16 protein-coding genes and 1 tRNA gene are annotated in these 18056 nt (G+C 55.2%); 5 read left to right on the top strand and 12 right to left on the bottom strand.

Annotation, left to right across the window (positions count from 1 at the left end; all coding sequences use genetic code 11):
- The 3 genes from B3M32_RS03725 to B3M32_RS03715 form a co-directional block, all read left to right on the top strand.
- The coding region (locus tag B3M32_RS03725) for a DUF3516 domain-containing protein (RefSeq protein ID WP_290743665.1) at positions 1–1769 on the top strand (1769 nt) is incomplete at its 5' end.
- Positions 1770–1788: 19 nt separating this feature from the next.
- Positions 1789–2475 carry a 2-C-methyl-D-erythritol 4-phosphate cytidylyltransferase gene (gene ispD, locus B3M32_RS03720; RefSeq protein ID WP_290743664.1) on the top strand — a complete coding sequence of 229 codons (687 nt, stop codon included), beginning with the start codon at positions 1789–1791 and terminating at the stop codon, positions 2473–2475.
- 51 nt (positions 2476–2526) lie between these two features.
- On the top strand, positions 2527–3216 hold the full coding sequence (locus tag B3M32_RS03715; RefSeq protein ID WP_290743663.1) for a porin family protein: 690 nt from the start codon (positions 2527–2529) through the stop codon (positions 3214–3216).
- Positions 3217–3355: 139 nt separating this feature from the next.
- On the opposite strand, the gene B3M32_RS03710 is transcribed toward B3M32_RS03715, so the two are convergent.
- The 12 genes from B3M32_RS03710 to B3M32_RS03655 form a co-directional block, all read right to left on the bottom strand.
- Positions 3356–4663 carry a hypothetical protein gene (locus tag B3M32_RS03710; protein WP_290743662.1) on the bottom strand — a complete coding sequence of 436 codons (1308 nt, stop codon included), beginning with the start codon at positions 4661–4663 and terminating at the stop codon, positions 3356–3358.
- A 118-nt stretch (positions 4664–4781) separates the two neighbouring features.
- Positions 4782–6281 (bottom strand): hypothetical protein, encoded by a 1500-nt coding sequence (locus tag B3M32_RS03705; protein ID WP_290743661.1) that lies wholly within the window; start codon positions 6279–6281, stop codon positions 4782–4784.
- A 109-nt stretch (positions 6282–6390) separates the two neighbouring features.
- Positions 6391–7182, bottom strand: a complete 792-nt coding sequence (locus B3M32_RS03700; RefSeq protein WP_173340728.1) for an ABC transporter ATP-binding protein — start codon at positions 7180–7182, stop codon at positions 6391–6393.
- Positions 7183–7195: 13 nt separating this feature from the next.
- On the bottom strand, positions 7196–7978 hold the full coding sequence (locus B3M32_RS03695; RefSeq protein ID WP_290743659.1) for an MlaE family ABC transporter permease: 783 nt from the start codon (positions 7976–7978) through the stop codon (positions 7196–7198).
- Positions 7978–9399, bottom strand: a complete 1422-nt coding sequence (gene dnaB / locus B3M32_RS03690; RefSeq protein WP_290743658.1) for a replicative DNA helicase — start codon at positions 9397–9399, stop codon at positions 7978–7980. The genes B3M32_RS03695 and dnaB overlap by 1 nt, the downstream gene beginning before the upstream one ends.
- 25 nt (positions 9400–9424) lie before the next feature.
- Positions 9425–10246: a hypothetical protein gene (locus B3M32_RS03685; protein WP_290743657.1), complete on the bottom strand. Its 822-nt coding sequence runs from the start codon at positions 10244–10246 to the stop codon at positions 9425–9427.
- A complete protein-coding gene (locus tag B3M32_RS03680; RefSeq protein WP_290743656.1) occupies positions 10246–11580 on the bottom strand; it encodes a bifunctional phosphopantothenoylcysteine decarboxylase/phosphopantothenate synthase in 1335 nt (444 codons plus the stop codon). Before B3M32_RS03680 ends, B3M32_RS03685 begins: the two co-directional genes overlap by 1 nt.
- Positions 11577–12653 carry an acyltransferase family protein gene (locus B3M32_RS03675; RefSeq protein WP_290743654.1) on the bottom strand — a complete coding sequence of 359 codons (1077 nt, stop codon included), beginning with the start codon at positions 12651–12653 and terminating at the stop codon, positions 11577–11579. The genes B3M32_RS03680 and B3M32_RS03675 overlap by 4 nt, the downstream gene beginning before the upstream one ends.
- Positions 12654–12777: 124 nt before the next feature.
- Positions 12778–14571, bottom strand: a complete 1794-nt coding sequence (locus B3M32_RS03670; RefSeq protein ID WP_290743652.1) for a 30S ribosomal protein S1 — start codon at positions 14569–14571, stop codon at positions 12778–12780.
- Between the two features lie 36 nt (positions 14572–14607).
- A complete protein-coding gene (gene cmk / locus B3M32_RS03665) occupies positions 14608–15276 on the bottom strand; it encodes a (d)CMP kinase (RefSeq protein WP_290743650.1) in 669 nt (222 codons plus the stop codon).
- A gap of 29 nt (positions 15277–15305) precedes the next feature.
- On the bottom strand, positions 15306–15719 hold the full coding sequence (locus tag B3M32_RS03660; RefSeq protein WP_290743648.1) for a hypothetical protein: 414 nt from the start codon (positions 15717–15719) through the stop codon (positions 15306–15308).
- Between the two features lie 57 nt (positions 15720–15776).
- Positions 15777–16382, bottom strand: coding sequence for a hypothetical protein (locus B3M32_RS03655; protein ID WP_290743646.1), 606 nt, complete (start codon positions 16380–16382; stop codon positions 15777–15779).
- A gap of 154 nt (positions 16383–16536) precedes the next feature.
- Here B3M32_RS03655 and B3M32_RS03650 point away from each other — a divergent pair, with 154 nt between their 5' ends.
- Positions 16537–17709 (top strand): TraB/GumN family protein, encoded by a 1173-nt coding sequence (locus tag B3M32_RS03650; RefSeq protein ID WP_290743644.1) that lies wholly within the window; start codon positions 16537–16539, stop codon positions 17707–17709.
- Positions 17710–17765: 56 nt separating this feature from the next.
- A tRNA-Ser gene (locus B3M32_RS03645) sits at positions 17766–17850 on the top strand.
- Positions 17851–18056 lie beyond the last annotated feature (206 nt).

Below are 18056 nucleotides of genomic sequence, written 5' to 3'. Positions count from 1 at the left end.
AAGTACGTTTCTCCAGCCCCTACGGCCCCGATGTCAAGCGCTGGCTCAAGCAGGGAATCGGCCTGCACCACGCGGGACTCCTGCCCAAGTACCGCATCCTCTGCGAAAAGCTCGCCCAGAAGGGATTGCTAAAAGTCATCTGCGGCACCGACACGCTCGGAGTGGGCGTGAACGTCCCTATCCGCACGGTACTCTTTACGCAACTCTGCAAGTACAGCGGCGACAAGACTGCAATCCTCACCGCACGCGACTTCCACCAGATCGCAGGACGTGCCGGTCGCAAGGGCTTTGACGACGTAGGCTACGTGGTGGCACAGGCTCCCGAGCATGTGATCGAGAACATGAAACTCGAAGCGAAGAGCCGCCAGACCGGGAAAAAATTCCAGAAGCGGAAGCCGCCCGAACACGGCTATGTCCCCTTCGACGAAAACACGTTCAAGCGGCTAATCGACGCCTCGCCCGAACCGCTCACCTCGAGCTTCCATGTGGACCACGGGATGCTCCTGAACATACTGAGCCGCGAGACCGACGGGTGCCGCGCGATGCGAAACCTCATCAAGGATTGCCACGAGAGCGCGGCAAACAAGAAAAAACTGAACCACCGGGCCTTCCAGCTTTTCCGCAGCTTGGTGGAAAAGAAAATCGTGGAGTTCGTCCCAGCTGTCGCCCCCGGCTATAGCCACCTGCGCGTGAACATGGATTTGCAAGACGACTTCGCGATGAACCAGCCACTCTCGCTGTATCTGCTCGACACGCTCCCGAAACTCGACAAGGATTCTCCTGAATACGCGCTTGACGTAATTACTTTATGCGAAAGCATTGTCGAGAACCCGGAAACAATACTTCGCATCCAGCTGAGCAAGGCCCGCGATACCCGCATGAACGAGCTCAAGGCGCAGGGAATGGAATACAACCAGCGCCTTGAGGAACTCGAGAAGGTCGAATACCCCAAGCCGCTACGCGACTTTATCTACGATACATACAACGCCTTCGCCGAAGTGCACCCGTGGGTCGACGTGAACGTGGAACCCAAGAGCATCGTGCGCGAGATGTTCGAGAACTTTAGCACGTTCAGCGGCTACGTGAAGCAGTACAACCTACAGCGCATGGAAGCTATCCTGCTGCGCCACCTGAACTACGTATATAAAGTTTTGAGCCAGACCGTTCCCGACGGCTACAAGAACGAGGAACTGCTCGAAATGCAGGACTACCTGGGCGACATGATCCGCCGTACCGACTCGAGCTTGCTGGAAGAATGGGAAAAGATGGCGCACCCCGAAGACTACCAGAAACGCCTGGAAGCGGGAACCGCGGAGGACGAGGCCGAGAAGGCTTTCGGTGCCGACAAGGCCGCCGCCGACATCACCTACGACAAGAAACGTTTCCTCGGCATGGTGCGCCAGCGCATCTTCCAGATTATGGGCAACCTTGCAAAGCAGGACTTCACCGCCACCCTTGACAGCCTCGCCGACGACCTCGCCGAAGGAGAACTTCTGGCCGATGCCGAAGGCAAGCCATGGACCGAGAACCGCCTTATGGAAATCATGGCCGCCTACACCGCCGAACACCACAAGTTCCGCCTGGATGTGGAAGGCCGCGCCCTCGCCCATACCATCGTCACCTACGAGGGCGATACGATGCACATACAGCAGATGCTCCAGGACGAGGAGGATTTCAACGACTGGAGCATCGATTTCGAGCTGAACCTGGACGAATGCCGCGAGGCGGGAATGCCCCTTTTGAAACTCTCGAGAATCGGGGAAGTCTAGCATTTTATAAATTTAGGGCATGACGACCGAGAACTTAAAGAACCGTTTTGCGGCGGTGCTCCCCGCAGGGGGACTGGGCAAGCGCATGGGCGGAACTTTGCCCAAGCAGCTGATGCAACTGAACGGCAAGCCCGTCTACCGATACTCTCTCGAGACGTTCCTCAAGATGGATGAAATCGCCGAAGTCGTGATGGCCGTGCCCGCCGAATGGAAGGATCATTTCGAAAAAGACTTCTCGCACCCGAAATTGAAGATTGTCGTGGGTGGTGCAGAACGTTGGCAGTCCGTAGAAAACGGGGTAAACGCGCTTACCGGCGACGCCGAATACGTGCTAGTCCACGACGTGGCCCGTCCCTTCGTGAGCGAAGAGATTATCCGCGACGTCTGCAAGACGCTTGTCGAGAAAGGCAGTTGCCTTGTGGCAAAGCCCGCCATCGACACCATCAAGATTGTCCAAAACGGGATCGTCGAAAATACGATCGACCGCAACACCGTATGGATGGCCCAGACACCGCAAGCAGCCCGCATCGACCTGCTAAAAAGCTTGTATGCAAGGATATCTGCCCAACCGCTGGGATTCACGCCCACCGACGAGGCAAGCATCCTGGAGCATTTCGGAGTGCCCGTCTATATCGTCAAGGGGAATTCGACAAACGACAAGCTCACCACCCCCGAAGATTTCGAAATCTTCCTGCGGCGGGTTTAAGACATCGTTCCCTTTTCCTATATTTCTGTCGTAAAAAACAGGAGAAAAGCAATGCACTTATCAAAAGCATTTTCTGCAGCCCTGCTCGCGGCATCGGTCGCCATGGCTCAGCAGCCGGAAATGGAACAGCAGCCCCAAAAGCAGGCGATGAACAATTTCGGCGTCGGCATACACGCCGCATTCAACTACAACACGATGTTCGGCCTGGATGACGACTGGAACATTTACAGCGACAGCGACGACGACGATGTTCCCTCCGGAATCGGCGTGGAAGGCGGTCTGGGTTTCCGCCTGCAGTTGCTCCCGTTCATGCAGTTTACTCCCGAAATCCTCTTCAACTACGCGAAGCTGGTCCAGGATGACGGCAAGATGGACCGCAAGTTCACCCAGATGGGCATCGAATTCCCGCTGCTCTTGCGCATCACCCCCATCGACAAGCTCTACCTCGCTGCAGGCCCCAACTTCGAGTTGAACGTAAAGGACGAGGCAAAGCTCAAGAGCGGCGAAATGAAGGCCGGTACGGAAACGTTCCACCACGACTTCCCCGAAGATTACGACCGCAAGTCGCTCCAGTTCGGGCTTACGTTCGGCGTTGGCTACTATGTCATCGACAAGCTCAGCCTAGACATCCGCATGAACATGGGTATGAACGACGTCTACGAAGGCGAAAGCCTGCTGATCGACCTGAAGGGCGGCAAGCAGATGACGTTCAAGTTCGGCGCCGGTTACTGGTTTATGTAATCGCGCCGCTACGGGCTAGTTACTAGTTCCGAGTTACTAGTGAATAGTATATAGAAAAGCCCGCTCGTTTGAGCGGGGGTTTTCTTTTGAAAGGATTCCTCTCACGAGAAACCCTTTGGTTATTCCTTCAAATTCAAAATCACTGAGTGATTTTGCATGTCACAAAACTTGCACCGGTGAAAGTCACACATATATTGTCAAAAGCTATTTCACCCATTTTCATTTGACCAATCTCAGCGCCGGCATTACTAAAGCCCCATGGTCCGCTTCCTGTAGCAACGGACTTACCTCCATAGGTCATCGTAAACGTCATGCCAACTTGTTGATCATCAGCCTTACCATCACACATGACCTTAAACTTAGGGCTATTATACTGGTCGGTCCATTCACCACGAATAGTCATGCAACCTTCGTTTAAAACCGTGTCAATAGTTCCAGTAATCTGATTCCCAGCTATAGTGAACAAATAATCAGGCTGCGTATTGTCAATAGCCTTGGCACTTTCGCACGGGATATCCACCACGGTGTTGTCATCATTCGCCACCGTGAGGACTACACCCGTCACCATATCACCCTTCTTGGTCACCGGAGCCGTCGCCTCTAAACCGGTAGCATCGGCCGTAGCCCCAGTCCACGCATAGGTAAGGGTGAATCCGTCACCTGTCTTACAACCAGTGGCAGTCCATTTAGCAGATTCGCCCTTTGCCACATCAGGAGAAATATTCGTAGAAGCACACTTGCATCCCGTAATCGGGGATCCATTGACATTAACCCCTTCAGCACAAGCAATCGTCTGCGCTCCATGGGAAGGAGTAGACACAGTCACACTTGCCGTCTTAGGACCAGAGACCGCATAAGTGGTCGAAACAGCCTTGGCAGTTCCCGTTGCCGTAGTGCCATTAGGAATGTCCCAGGAATAGGTTGCCGCAAGGATATCCGACGTTCCCACACCGGAGGTCTTGGTATCCCAGTTAAAGGTCCAAACAACTTCTTTATTCAAATCAACTTTTTTCGGAGAGGGCGTGCAATAGCCGTACTGGCCAGCCGGAACTACAATGCTGCTACTCGATTGAACCGTAGCGCTGCTCGGAGGCGGAGTATTAGAAGAAGAGGACTTATGGCCAACCGGGCCAAAGCTGAGATTCAGGCCCGAAGAAGACATCGTGCCAGACGACTTCGGGGTAGCCGAAGATGAAGCCGGCTTGGAGCTGGACGAGCTAGACTGAACCGCCAGGCTCGGTGCGTTTCCCATTTCGGCCGCACATTGGGGGTTTTCCGCACAAGTAGAAACAGCCTTTGCGACTTCAACATCACCAATCTGGTCCAACAGGGCAACAGCCAGACCTTCGAGATTGTCGTCGGATTCGACGACATCGCCACTGCCGCAGGCCCAGAAGGCACCTGCCGAGAAAGCAACAAAAATACCTAAAACGAGTTTCTTGTTCATATACAAAACCTCTTTTGGGAAAAAATAAATAATTCCACGGAAAAGCGGTAGCGAAATGCAAATTTTCGTGGGAGAAAGCACAAAAAAATCCCCTTTTTAGGGGGATTTTTCATGATTTTTAATAACACCTAACCGTCACACCTCCACAATCGGACTTCAATATGTACGTCCCTGGAGATGTTGGATAATTTTTGTAATAGCCGATTGCAATAGTTTCACCATTTATGACTACGCTACAACTTCCATTGTTTTGTGGCGGACTGAACTGGAATTCCGTTCCACAAGAATGGGTCATAGAATATTCCTGGTTTGCCTCAGCCAACGTTCCGGGCGCAGTAATCTCTATCGGGCCCTGGCTCGAGCTGCTCGGAGGCGGACCCACGCTCGAACTGGATTCCTGGGAACTGCTGGACGGCGGCGGTTCTACGCTGGAGCTGGATTCCTGGGAGCTGCTAGGCGGAGGGGGTTCCACGCTCGAACTGGACTGTCCGGTGGGGCAGACCCACTTGTCCTGGGAATTCTGAACACACCGTTCATTCGTCCTGCCCGGCTTTTGACACATCATATCATCCGTCATGGGATCCGGTGCGCACTCGTCCGTGATAGGAACGGTACTCGAAGAACTCTTCACCGAGGACGAAGACAGGGACGAAGAAGATTCCGGTTTTACGCTGGACGATGACTCCGGAGCAGAGGCCTTTTTTATTTTCAGCTGGCCGCTACCGCCGGAACAGTCTATATCGACAGAAAGCCCACCACGGGTCACGGTCAATTCAGGAAAGACCTTTACATAATCCTTGCCGTCGAGAACGTCTTCATCGGAGAATTTATATGTCGCCGTTGTCCCAGTCGCTCTAGGCTTGTCCGCTTCCGGAAGCTTCCATGTTCCGGTAAAACCACCGCATTCCGCCACGGGAACATATTTCCATGTAGCCTCGCCACCCAGACTGATTTCGACAGGAGTCACCTTGCATGAGCCAGCTCCCAGCATTTCTTCGGTACAAGGATCCTCTTCGCTGCTGCTGGACTCTTCGGAACTGCTAAGCAAAAGCAGGCTACTGGAACTCTTGACGATAGAAGAGGAGCTCTTGAACACGAACGAGCTGCTGGATTCAATTGCCGAGCTGGACTCGACGACGGAGGAACTCGAAACCTGGGAGCTGGACACCGGGACCGAGCTGGACGACAAGGTGTCCAATCCGGAACTCGAGGACAGTTCCAGGGACGAACTCGATATCAAGCAGGAATCACACAGCGAAGAAGATGACGGGATTTCGATGACCGACGAACTGGACGAAAGCGTATCCGGATCTTCTTCGGTAGTATCCGGATCCACCGGCTTCCTTAGATGTTTATTGATAAATTCCTCTTCGCACGACGGATCGCCATCACAGTTTTCCAGTTCATGCGCCAAATCGGAATTCATTTCTGCACGGCATTCGGGTTTGCCCAGGCATTCCTTCATTATGCCAAGGACTTCCGCCTCGCCCAGCTTGTCGAATTTCTCCATCGCCAGGACGTCGTCGTTATCGACCCATTCCAAATCGCCACCACTGCAAGCCCAAAAAACGAGCACTGCACCCAAAGCGGCTAGTATATGTATTTTCACCTTCTTCATAAATATTCTCTCTCAGTACTAAATATAAACAATTTTTTACAGAGAGATGTAATGAAGAACGAATTCCGTGCCCTTTTTCACCCTTTTTTGCCAAAATTTGCTAAAAAAGTCAGTCTTCCTTGCCCGGTTCGGTCATTTTCCGCTGCCCGGTAATGAACTGGTGGACGTACGGATTCTTGGTATTCTTGATTTCGTCCACCGTCCCGACCTCGATAATGCGCCCGTTATAGAGCATCGCGATGCGGTCGGCCACCTTGAAGGCGCTCACCATGTCGTGCGTCACCACAACCGAGGTCACCCCGAGCTTGCTCTGCATGTCGAGGATAAGGTCGTTGATGACGTCGCTCGTGATGGGATCGAGACCCGTCGTCGGTTCGTCGTAAAGGAGAATTTCGGGGTTCAGGGCGATGGCACGGGCCAGGGCGACGCGCTTGCGCATACCGCCCGAAAGCTCGGAAGGCATCTTGGTGCGGAACTCGGGAACAAGGTTGATCATCTGGAGTTTCTCGGTGACCACGTCCTGGATCTGCTTCTCGGAAAGCTCCGGATGATGTTCGCGCAGGGCGAATGCGATGTTCTCTCCGGTACTCATGGAGTCGAACAGGGCGCCCATCTGGAACAGCATGCCCATCTTTTTGCGGATGGTACGCGTGTCGAAGAACTTCGGCGTACTGATGGTCACGCCGTCTACGGACACCTCGCCGCCATCCGGCTGCAACAGGCCTATCATGTGCTTCAAGATGACGGACTTGCCGCCACCGGACTTTCCGATGATGACCATCGTCTCGCCGCGACGGATGTCGAGGTTCACGTCCTGTAGCACGGTCTGCGGACCGAAGGACTTCTTGAGCCCCTTGAGGCGGATGGCGATATCGTTCGGGTCAATCTTTACATTCGGCATAGCAACCTGCAACTTAGAAGAACATTACTGCATCGAGCGCAAAATCTGCAATCAAGATCATAAGGCAACTGGACACGACCACGTTCATCGTAGCAAGTCCCACGCCGTGGGCGCCGGGCTTGGCATTGATTCCATGGTAATATCCAAGGACAAAAATCAGCGTACCGAAAACGAACGACTTGATGATGCCGGACCACAAGTCCATGGAATCGAACAAGTACTGCATCCCGGTATAGTAGGTATAGGTCGTGATATCCAATGCGAGCACGCATACGATCCAGCCGCCTATCAGGGCGAGCGCATTCGAAATGGCGGTGAGGCAGGGAATCATCGTGATGAAGGCGACAAAACGCGGCAAGGCCAGGTAGCGGTACGGTTCCAGGCCCAGTACCGTGTAGGCGGCAAGTTCTTCTTTTTCCTTCATGCTCCCGAGTTCGGCGGCAACGGCACTGCCCACGCGGCCGGCAAGCACAATCGCGGTCAGGAGCGGCCCCAGTTCAATCAAGACCATCTTGCATGCGGCGGTACCGACAAACTTGTCCGAAACGAGATTGTGGAATTCGAATTCCGCCATCACGGTCGCCACCATGCCCGTAAAAATGGACGTGACAAACAGAAGCGGAAGCGAGGAGACTCCAATAGAAATCATCTCCTTCACGATCAGATCCGGATTCTTGTAGACATGCGGCAGCTGCTTGAGCGTACTCAGAAGGATACACACCACCTCGCCGATGCTCGAAATTCCAGAAACGATCACCTGGCCAATCCAGGCTATGGGTTTCACAAGGATAAACATCAGCCGAAATCTCCAAAGTCAGTAAATCCCGCACTACCGCCGTCATCGTACTGATAATCGGAATCGCCGCCCTCGGGACCTTCGTCGTTCGTCGCATCGAAGAACGTCGTGTATTCGGGGAAGAACGAAAGCGGAATATCCTTCACGGAACCGTTACGGTGCTTGGCGACAATAAGTTCCGCCTTGTACTTGTCCTCGTCCTTGTGGGTACGCACATACGGGCGTTCCACAAACCACACCATGTCGGCATCCTGTTCGATAGAGCCGGATTCGCGCAAGTCGCTAAGCTGGGGCCTGTCGCGGCCCTTCTCTTCGACCTTACGGCTAAGCTGTGCCAGGGCGATGACCGGAATATGAAGGTCCTTGGCCAGGATTTTCAGGCCACGGGAAATATTGCCGATGGCCACCGCGCGGTTTTCCTCGTTGCCCGTCTTCATCAGCTGCAGGTAGTCCACCACCAGCATGTCGAGCTGGTCCTTGCGCTTGAGTTCGCGGGCCTTGCTCATGAGTTCCATGATTCCCAGGTCCGCATTGTCGTCGACATAGAGCGGGGCCTGGTTTATCGGCGCGACCTTCGCGATAAGCTTGTTCAGTTCGTCGCTGTTCAGCTTGCCGTTGCGCAACCTGGACTGGTCCACCTGGGCACGGGAACACAGCAGACGCTGGGCCAGCTGCACGCCGTCCATTTCCAGGCTGAAAAAGGCGACCTTCCTGTTGTAATCGATGGCGGCGTTGGCGGCAATGGTCAACGCGAAAGAAGTCTTTCCGACGCCAGGACGGGCGGCCAGGATGATAAGGTCGGAGTCCTGGAGGCCGTTCGTAAGTTCATCCAGTTCGCGCAGGCCGGTCGGGATGCCCGTAATGCCGTCCTTGCGGTTGTTCAGACGGTCCAGGAGCGGCGTCACGAATTTTTCGATATGCTGCAGGGACTGGCGTACCTGCTGGTCGGCGATGGCGAAAATGCTCTTTTCCGCATACTGCAATATTTCGTCGGGCGTATTGGATACGTCAAGAGCCTTCTTGATCGTTTCGTCGGACGCCCTGATGAGCTGGCGGAGCACGAACTTGCTACGCAAATGCTGGACATTCCATTCCACATTCGCCGAAGAAGCCACGGAATCCATCAGGTCGAAAATGTATTCGCGGCCACCGCTTTTCTGGATGTTCCCTTCCTGCTCCAGTTCTGCAGAAAGCGTAAGGACATCGATGGGCGTACCCAGGCGGTACAGCTGGGTCATCGCATGCCAAATCATGCGGTGGCGTTCAAAAAAGAAAAAATCATCGCTGGGGATAACCGTAACGACTGTCCCCATCACATTCGGATCGCGCAAAATCCCGCCCAGCAGATAGCGTTCTGCCTGTTCGTCCGTCGGGATGGGCCGATTTTCGTACATCGGCTGTTCGTTCTGAAATTCTGCCATATCTATCAAAAGAAATATAAGTTATTTAGGCCTTAAAATATGTCCCGCGGGGGATATGGACCTTCCAGGTAACCAATTTCAGTTGCTTGTCCGTCGTCATGGCGAAAGCATCCACCAGCGCGCAGGCCTTGAATCCGCCAAATTCCATATCCATGCCGGCACATTCCTCGAAATTCTTGCCGCGGCCGAATACGCGGTGGAACACGGGGACGCCGAAGGTCACCATGAATTCCGGCTGTACCAGGGAAAGTTCCTTCGTCAGCATCTTGCGCAGCTGCGTTTCGAGGAGCGGCGGGATGTTCCGCCCGACAGGCGACTTGTAGAAATAGGAAATCCCGATATCCTTCTGTTCTATATGGAGGCTCGCGAAGAGCTTCGACAGCATCTGTCCCGTCGGGGTCTCGAAAAAGGCTCCTGCGGGGATGTCCGCGCGCGGAGAATCGAACAGCATCAACAGCCGAGGCCGTTCCGGGCCCTCGTAACGGGCAAGCGACGGCGTGGCCGAATAGACGGCCTCCTTGGCGATGGATGCATAGAACGCTTCGAGGGATTCCGCCGTCTCGAATTCGGAGGTGGACTTCTTTACCGGGCGGGCCGAAGGCATGTCGACAGACACCAATTCCGGTTGCGGGGCCGGTTCCGGGCGCGCTGCCGGAACGGCGGGCATGGACGGAGGAGGCGCCGCGGGAGCCGAAGGCTGCACGCGGGCGGGTGCCGGGGCCGGCGGGGCGGCGCGGGATGTCCGGTTCAGACTCCAGGGATCGTCCAGCAGGATATCCGCACCACCCAGGTCTACCTGGCCTTGCAGATACTTGCGGAGCTCGCTGTAATCATATTCTTCGGACATTATGCGTTACCTAGTTCCTTCAAGACAAAATCTACAATTTCTTGCGCCAGGTCGACCTTGCCGCCCATCTTCATTTCGGGGACGGGGACTCCCGGGCGGACGAGGGCGTAGCGCACGCAGTCGTGGCCGAATCCCGAGTCGTTTGCGACCGGGGCATTCAGGAGCAGGGCGTCGGCGCCACTCTTTTGAAGCTTTTCGGCGGCATGTTCCTCGAAGTGGTCCGTCTCGAGCGCGAAACCGACGATGACCTGGCGGGCAGCTGCACGGGAGGCGCGGGCCGCGGTGCAGTCGCGCAGTATGTTCGGGTTCGGCACGAGCTCGATGGTGAGCTGGCTACGGCTGTCCTTGATTTTCGCGTCGGCGGCGTGGGCGGGGCGGTAGTCCGCTACCGCCGCGCAATGCACGACGGCGTCCGCCGATGTAAGCCGCGACATCACGGCGTCGTGCATATCCCGGGCGCTCTGCACGCGGGTCACCTTGACACCGCCCGGGAACGCCGCCTCCATCGGACCCGCGACGACTTCGACCTCGAAGCCGTTGGCGTAAAATACCGAGGCGAGCGCGACGGCGGTCTTGCCGCTGCTGCGGTTAGAGATGTAACGCACCGGGTCGATTGCTTCTTCGGTGCGGCCCGCGGTGAGGAGCACCTTCTTGCCGTGACCGGGGAGCGTTGCGTCTTGTGTAGGGTCGATGTCCTGGGCGACAGGAAATGCCGGCGGTTCGGGGGCGTTGCGGGGGTGTCCCCCGCTAGAAGGGGTAGCGGAAGACGCGCGAGCGGCTGCAGCGAGGGGAGAGCCCTCCCCTTCCAAAAATTCCACAATCTCCGCCGGTTCCATCAGGCGGCCCTGTCCCACTTCGCCGCAGGCGAGTTCACCGGCCGGAGACTCGAGTACGGTCGTGTCTTCGAAGCCGCGCAGGATTTCGAGGTTGCGCTTTACGGCGGGGCTGTTGTACATCGCGACGTTCATCGCGGGCGCCACCACGCGCGGGCACGTGCAGCTCATGAAGCAGAGGCTCACCGGGTCGTCGGCGATTCCGCAGGCGAACTTGCCGATGACATTCGCGGTCGCGGGCACCACCAGGTAGAGGTCGGCCCAGCGCGGGAAATCGATATGCTGGAAAGGGCGCGCCTCCACGGCTCCGCTCTTGAGGTAGACGGGGCACTTGGAGAGGCTCGCGAACGTTAGCGGTGCCACGAATTCGGTGGCGGCGTCGGTCATACACACGCGCACCGTAGCACCCTTCTTCTGCAAAAGGCGCAACAGCTCGCAGCTCTTGTACACGGCGATTCCGCCCGAGACTCCGAGGAGGATTTTCTTTCCAGCCAGGTTCATGCCTTGCAAGATAGAAATTTCGATATGCGGTCAACGGACCAGTCACTGACCCGTTTTAATATCCAGGCCGCGATGATAATGAAAACAAGCGTACAAGCAAGCAATGCGGCCACGTTCCAGGCAGTGAAATCCCAACCCATCTTTTCAAACACGCCGACAAACGCGATTTGCGCCCAAACAATCCCCATATGCTGGATCAGGAACACGCAATACGAAAGGGCCGCCAGTTTCTGCACGGCACCGCGTGCCAGGCCAAAGCGCAACAGGTACGGGGCGGCATAGAAGACAACCGCGAACAGCGCAAACGCCGCGACGGTCCCCAGGGTATCCGCATTGACCCTGCCGGGAATATCTACAAACGTGAGTCCGGCAAGCACCAGGGCGGAAGCAAGCGCAATACGCCAATCCCTGAAGCGTTCCAGATTTTCGACCAGCACAAAACCGATACAGAACTTAAACGCCAATGTCACCGGATAGCTGTTAAAGACTTCGTCGTACCGCTCCGGAAGCATGAACTGCAGTCCATAAAGTACCGCAAGCACAATCAGTGTCGTGGCCGGACGCTTCCGGTAACAGCAGGCAAGCAGCGGGTACAGGAGATAGAGCAGCACGATCGCGCCCACGAACCAGTCTCCGCAAAAGACATACGTATCTACGCCGAAAACCTTGAAGTATCCGTCAAAACCGATGGGAGTAAGCAAGATCGAAAGCGGATGCCCCAAGAAGAATGCGTTCCCGTCGGCGATATAGTGACGCAGCATCGTGAAGGGAATATAGAGGTTCACTATCCAGAACGGCGGGTAGATGGCCTTGGCCCGTTTCAGGTAAAAAGTCTTCAGCGGGCTTTCGCCCTGGTTGCAGCCCAGCACGCCGTACCTTTTGTAGAGCAGGCCGCCAGAAAGCGCAATGAAAATCGTGACGGCAATGTTTCCGAACGTGAAATTTACCGTCGTACCGAACAAATTAAAACAGGGCAATCCCGCCACAGCGTACTCGTAGCCAAAATGGTACGTTATCACGAAGAACATCGCCAGGACGCGCAACACGTCCAATTCCTGAATTCTCTTGTCCATAGAAATAAAATAGAAAACATGTTTTTGCGGAAGAGAAAAAAGAAACCCCGCGAAGTGAATCGCAGGGTTTCTTAGTGATTAGTGGTTAGGATTTCCTAACCACTGTTTACTGTATACTAACCACTTACTTGGCTTCTTCAGCAGCAGCGGCTTCTTCAGCCGGCTTTTCGGCAGCCTTCTTCTTGGTGGTCTTCTTCTTCGGGGCAGTGGCTTCACCGATGGTGGTGCCAGATTCGCCCGGCTTGTGAGAGTCCATCCAAGCCTTGAGCTCGGCGGATTCACGGTTCTTGAAGTAGTCCACGACGGAGAGGAAGATCTTGCGGTTGTTCTGGTCGATTTCGGTCACCACGGCCGGAACTTCGTCGCCAACCTTGAATGCATCGGCCGGAACCTTGATGTATTCAGCGGTGAGCTTGGAGACCGGGATGAAGCCTTCGATACCGTCGTTGAGTTCAACCACGACGCCGCGGTCGAGCATGCGGACAATCTTGCCCTTGACTTCGGAATCAACCGGGAACGTGGTTTCGACAGAATCCCACGGATCTTCGGTGAGGTGCTTCATGGAGAGAGAAATGCGGCGCTTTTCCTTATCGACGGCGAGAACGACGCATTCAACCTTGTCACCCTTCTTGACCATTTCGTTCGGGTGGGTGATCTTCTTGGTCCAGGACATGTCAGAGACGTGGATGAGGCCATCAACACCTTCCTTGATTTCGACGAAGGCGCCGAAGGAAGCGATGTTGCGGATTTCACCGACGACGCGGGCACCCGGCGGAAGTTCGGTCTCGATAGAATCCCACGGATCGGATTCGAGCTGCTTCATGCCGAGAGAGATGCGTTCGGCATCTTCTTCGACCTTGAGAACGACAGCTTCGACTTCCTGACCGACGGTGAGGATCTTGGACGGATGCTTGACGTGCTGGGTCCAGGACATTTCGGAAACGTGGATGAGGCCTTCGACGCCAGAATCCAGTTCGACGAATGCACCGTAATCGGTAATGGAAACAACCTTGCCCTTGACGATAGCGCCTTCGGGGTAGCGTTCGGCGATGTCCTTCCACGGATGCGGCTTGAGCTGCTTCATGCCGAGAGAGATACGTTCCTTCTTGTCGTTGAAGTCGAGCACCATGACTTCGACTTCCTGGCCAAGCTGGACCATTTCGGTCGGGTGGTTGATGCGCTTGTAGCTCATGTCGGTGATGTGGAGGAGGCCGTCTACGCCGCCAAGGTCGATGAACGCACCGAAATCGGTGATGTTCTTGACGATACCCTTGCGGACCTGACCCTTCTCGAGAGTTTCGAGAACGTCGCCACGCTGCTTGTTGCGTTCTTCTTCGAGAACGACGCGGCGGGACACGACGATGTTGCGACGGGCCTTGTTGACCTTGATGACCTTGAGGTCGAATTCCTGGTCGATGAGGGCGTTGATGTCCGGGATCTGACGGAGGTCGATCTGGGAACCCGGGAGGAAGGCGTCGATGCCGAACAGGTCGACAACCACACCGCCCTTGATGCGCTTGGTGAGCTTGCCGCGGACAACTTCGTTGTTTTCGAAGGCAACGCGGATGCGTTCCCACACGCGGGCGAAGTCAGCGCGCTGCTTGGAGAGGACGAGACGGCCGTCTTCGTCTTCCAGCTTCTCGACATAAACTTCGATTTCGGAACCGATTTCGAGGGAGTCCGTGTCCTTGAATTCGGCACGGTCGATCACGCCTTCGGACTTGTAGTTCACGTCGACGAGGACTTCCTGTTCGTTGACCTGGCTAATCTTGCCGGTAACGACCTTGCCCTGTTCGAGGCAGTCCATGCCGGCATAGATGTCGGCGTTGGCCTTGCGGAAATTCGGGCTGCATTCACCTTGGGCAGCGAGGATTTCGGCGAGATCTTCCTGGGTTCCAAATTTGAGATTTTGAGACATATTGTTTTGTTTGGTTGCGGTAGAAAAGACTCGGGGCTACGCCACTACACCTACGCGGTCGAGAATCTTTTGAACCTGTTGTTGGATTGAGATGTGTGTAGTGTCAATTTCTATAGCGTCGTCCGCCTTCTTTAACGGGGCGTTCGCGCGGGAAGAGTCCAGGCGGTCGCGTTCGACCAGGTTGTTGAGGACTTCTTCCAGGGTAACCTTCTCGCCTTTCTCAAGGAGTTCCTTGTAGCGGCGTTCGGCGCGGACCTTCACGTCCGTCACCATGAAAAACTTGTACTTGGCATCGGGGAATACGACCGTGCCGATATCGCGGCCGTCCAGGATGCAGCTCTGCTTCTTGCCGATTTCGCGCTGCTGCTTGGTCATGGCGGCGCGGACGGACGGGAGGGCGCAGTAGACGCTCACGTTGCTCGAGACCTTCATGCCGCGGATTTCGTTTTCGCGGGAAACGCCATTGATGAGCACGCGGTTTTCGGAGTCGAACCCGAGAGTGAGGTTGGAAAGCAGTTCGTCCATCGCCGGGCCTTCCTCGGCAGGCAGTCCCTTCTCGAGGGCAGCAAGAGTCACGGCGCGGTACATGGCGCCGGTATCCAGGTAGGTGATACCCAGGGTCTTGGCCACGATTTTCGCAGTGGTGCTCTTTCCGGTGCCGGAGCCACCGTCCAGGGCTATGACGAAATGTTCAGAATTGCTCATGAGTGGGCGGCAATATAGAAAAATACGGCCTAGTAGTACAGGTCCGCGTAGTAGAATATGACGATATTGGACAGTTCGTCGAGGTAAACCATCTCGTCGCCGTCGGCATAGATGGTTATTTCCTGGTGACCCTCGTAAAACTGGTAGAAATAGCGGTATCCGTCGTACCCTTCGGAATACTCGCTTTCCACATAGTCGAACATCGTGCCATCCATGTTGAGCATCGCATAGCCGTCGTAGTCGATTTTCAGGCCGACCGTATACGAAGGACTGACCGCCGATATTTCGGAGCAGTTGTAGGCTCCCTCCAGGCCGTAATCGCACTCTTCGCTATAGTAGTAGTGGAACCGGGCATTGAAACGGCTTGACGCCGGGTTGGGTCCGAGATCGCCGCATGCGACAAGGGCAACTAACGCAATTATGCCGAGTAAAATCCGTTTCATGTTCCACCTAAAAAAAATCCCCGACCGCAGCCGGGGGATTCAAGTACATACAAACTATCAGTCAGATTCGTAGTCGCCGTGAATCTCTTCTTCGGCTTCTTCGACATCGGGATCCTGGTACTGTTCCGGAGCCTGCAAGTCACGGGTGCTGCCGTACTTACGCTTTTCTTCTTCGGTCAGCTTGTTGGAATAGACGATTTCTTCCTGTTCCTGGTTAGCAGCTTCGGCCTCTTCCTGCAAGACCTTCTTGCCTTCTTCCAGGCGGCGCTTGATGCGGGCGTCTTCCATTTCCTTGAGGTTCGTACCGACCTTGGCCTGTTCCTCGGACATCACGTAGCGTTCGTTGGCTTCGTCCATGGCGTCCTTGATACCGACCAGGCGGCCATGGCGGTCCACTTCGAGACCGGCCTTGCGGAGCGTCGAAAGCGGCAAACGGCGAGCTGCGATCTTGTACTCATCCTTGAATTCATAGCCGTCCGGGCTGATGGCGTAGGCTTCGTCTTCCGTCACGTATTCGAGGGCTTCCTGCCAACGGGAACCCTGCACGCACGAAGTGAAACCGACAAGCGCAGTATCAATAGCCTCCGGATCGTTGGACTTGGAGCCCGCGCATGCGGAAAGCAGAAGAGAAAAAACAGATAGACCCAGCAATAATTTTTTCATAGGGTTATACCTCCGAAAAAAGAAATCCCTTGACAAATATATAACAATTTCGGCATTTTTTTTGTTTTTTTCAATAATATTTTACCTAACTCGGTACTATTTATGGGGTTATGGCGTTTTTTACCCCTCCGCTTTTGCTATTTTGGACGCCGATATGAGTGAAAACGGAGATATTTACCGCATAAAGACGTCCGATGACAGGGAAATCGTCCTTGTCGGCACAGCACATATCTCGCAAGCGTCCATGGACCTCGTGCGAGAGACTATCGAAACGGAAAAACCGGATACCGTATGCATCGAGCTGGACGAAGGCCGACTGAAGTCCATCCAGGACCCCGAAAGATGGAAAAAGACGGACCTGAAGGAGGTCATTCGCAAAAAACAGCTCGCCACGCTCATAGCGAACCTCGTCCTCGGGTCTTACCAAAAAAGGATGGGCGAACAGACCGGAGTGAAGCCGGGATCCGAGCTGAAACAGGCGGCGGATATCGCGACGGAAAAGGAAATCCCGATGGTCCTTGCCGACCGCGACATCAAGATTACCCTCAAGCGCACCTGGGCCTGCACTCCCTGGTACCGCAAGATCAGCCTGCTCGGCGGACTCTTCGCAAGCATTTTTGACAAGACGGAAATCAGCGAAGAAGACCTAGCCAAGATCAAGGAACAGGATGCGCTGAACAGCATGATGCAGGAGTTCGGCAAGAGTTTCCCAGAAGTAAAGAAGGTGCTGATAGACGAACGCGACCAATACCTCGCCAGCAAGATCAAGGGAGCCGAAGGCAAGAAAATTGTCGCCGTCGTCGGGGCCGGCCACGTGAAAGGCATCGCCGCCATCATCAGCGAGAACAAGGAACTCCCGAGCGAGGAATCCATCACGGTCATCCCGAAGGGAAACTGTATCTGGAAGATTATCGGCTGGGCAATTCCCGCAGCCATCATCGCAAGCATCGTTTTCGTCGGTTACGAAGCCGGCGTAGAGAAGGCCGGGCAGCTGAGCCTCCAGTGGGCGATGTTCACCGGTGGCGGAGCCATGCTCGGCGCCATTATCGCAGGCGGCCATCCGCTGACCGTTCTCGTGGCGCTAGTCGCAGCCCCATTTACCGGACTCACTCCGCTTATCGGAGTCGGGTTCTTCACGGCGCTCACGCAGGTATATATGCGGCCTCCGCGCGTATCCGAGATGGAGACGCTCAGCGACGACATCTGGCAGGTTCGCCGTTGGTGGAAGAACCGCGTGACTCGCGTGATTCTCTGCTTCCTGTGTCCGGGAATTCCCGCGATTGTCGGGAAGATCCTCGCGATATTCCAGATTTACCAGGCGTTCTAGCCGGGCAACTGCCGCCTAGACAAACCGGCAAAAGTTTACTACATTATGCGAACCTTGGAGAGATGCCAGAGTGGTCGATTGGGCCGGTCTCGAAATCCGGAGACTGTCACAGGTCCGAGGGTTCGAATCCCTCTCTCTCCTTGAAACGAAAAGGAACCCCTTGTGGGTTCCTTTTTGTTTCAATAAGGGATACTCCGAACCCTCGAAGAGGGTTCGATTGACTGCGGGTGAGCGAAGCGAACCGGACGCAGTCAAGGATTACGGCCAACGCGCCGTAACCTGAAAGGCAAAGGCCGAGCGCCGCGAGGACTTTGTCCCATCCCTCTCTCGTAGAGAGAGACGGGAGG

This window comes from Fibrobacter sp. UBA4309, assembly GCF_002395745.1.
Classification (GTDB): domain Bacteria; phylum Fibrobacterota; class Fibrobacteria; order Fibrobacterales; family Fibrobacteraceae; genus Fibrobacter.
The sequence above is the reverse complement of the archived record's forward strand: the minus strand, read 5'-3'. Positions and strand labels throughout refer to the sequence as shown.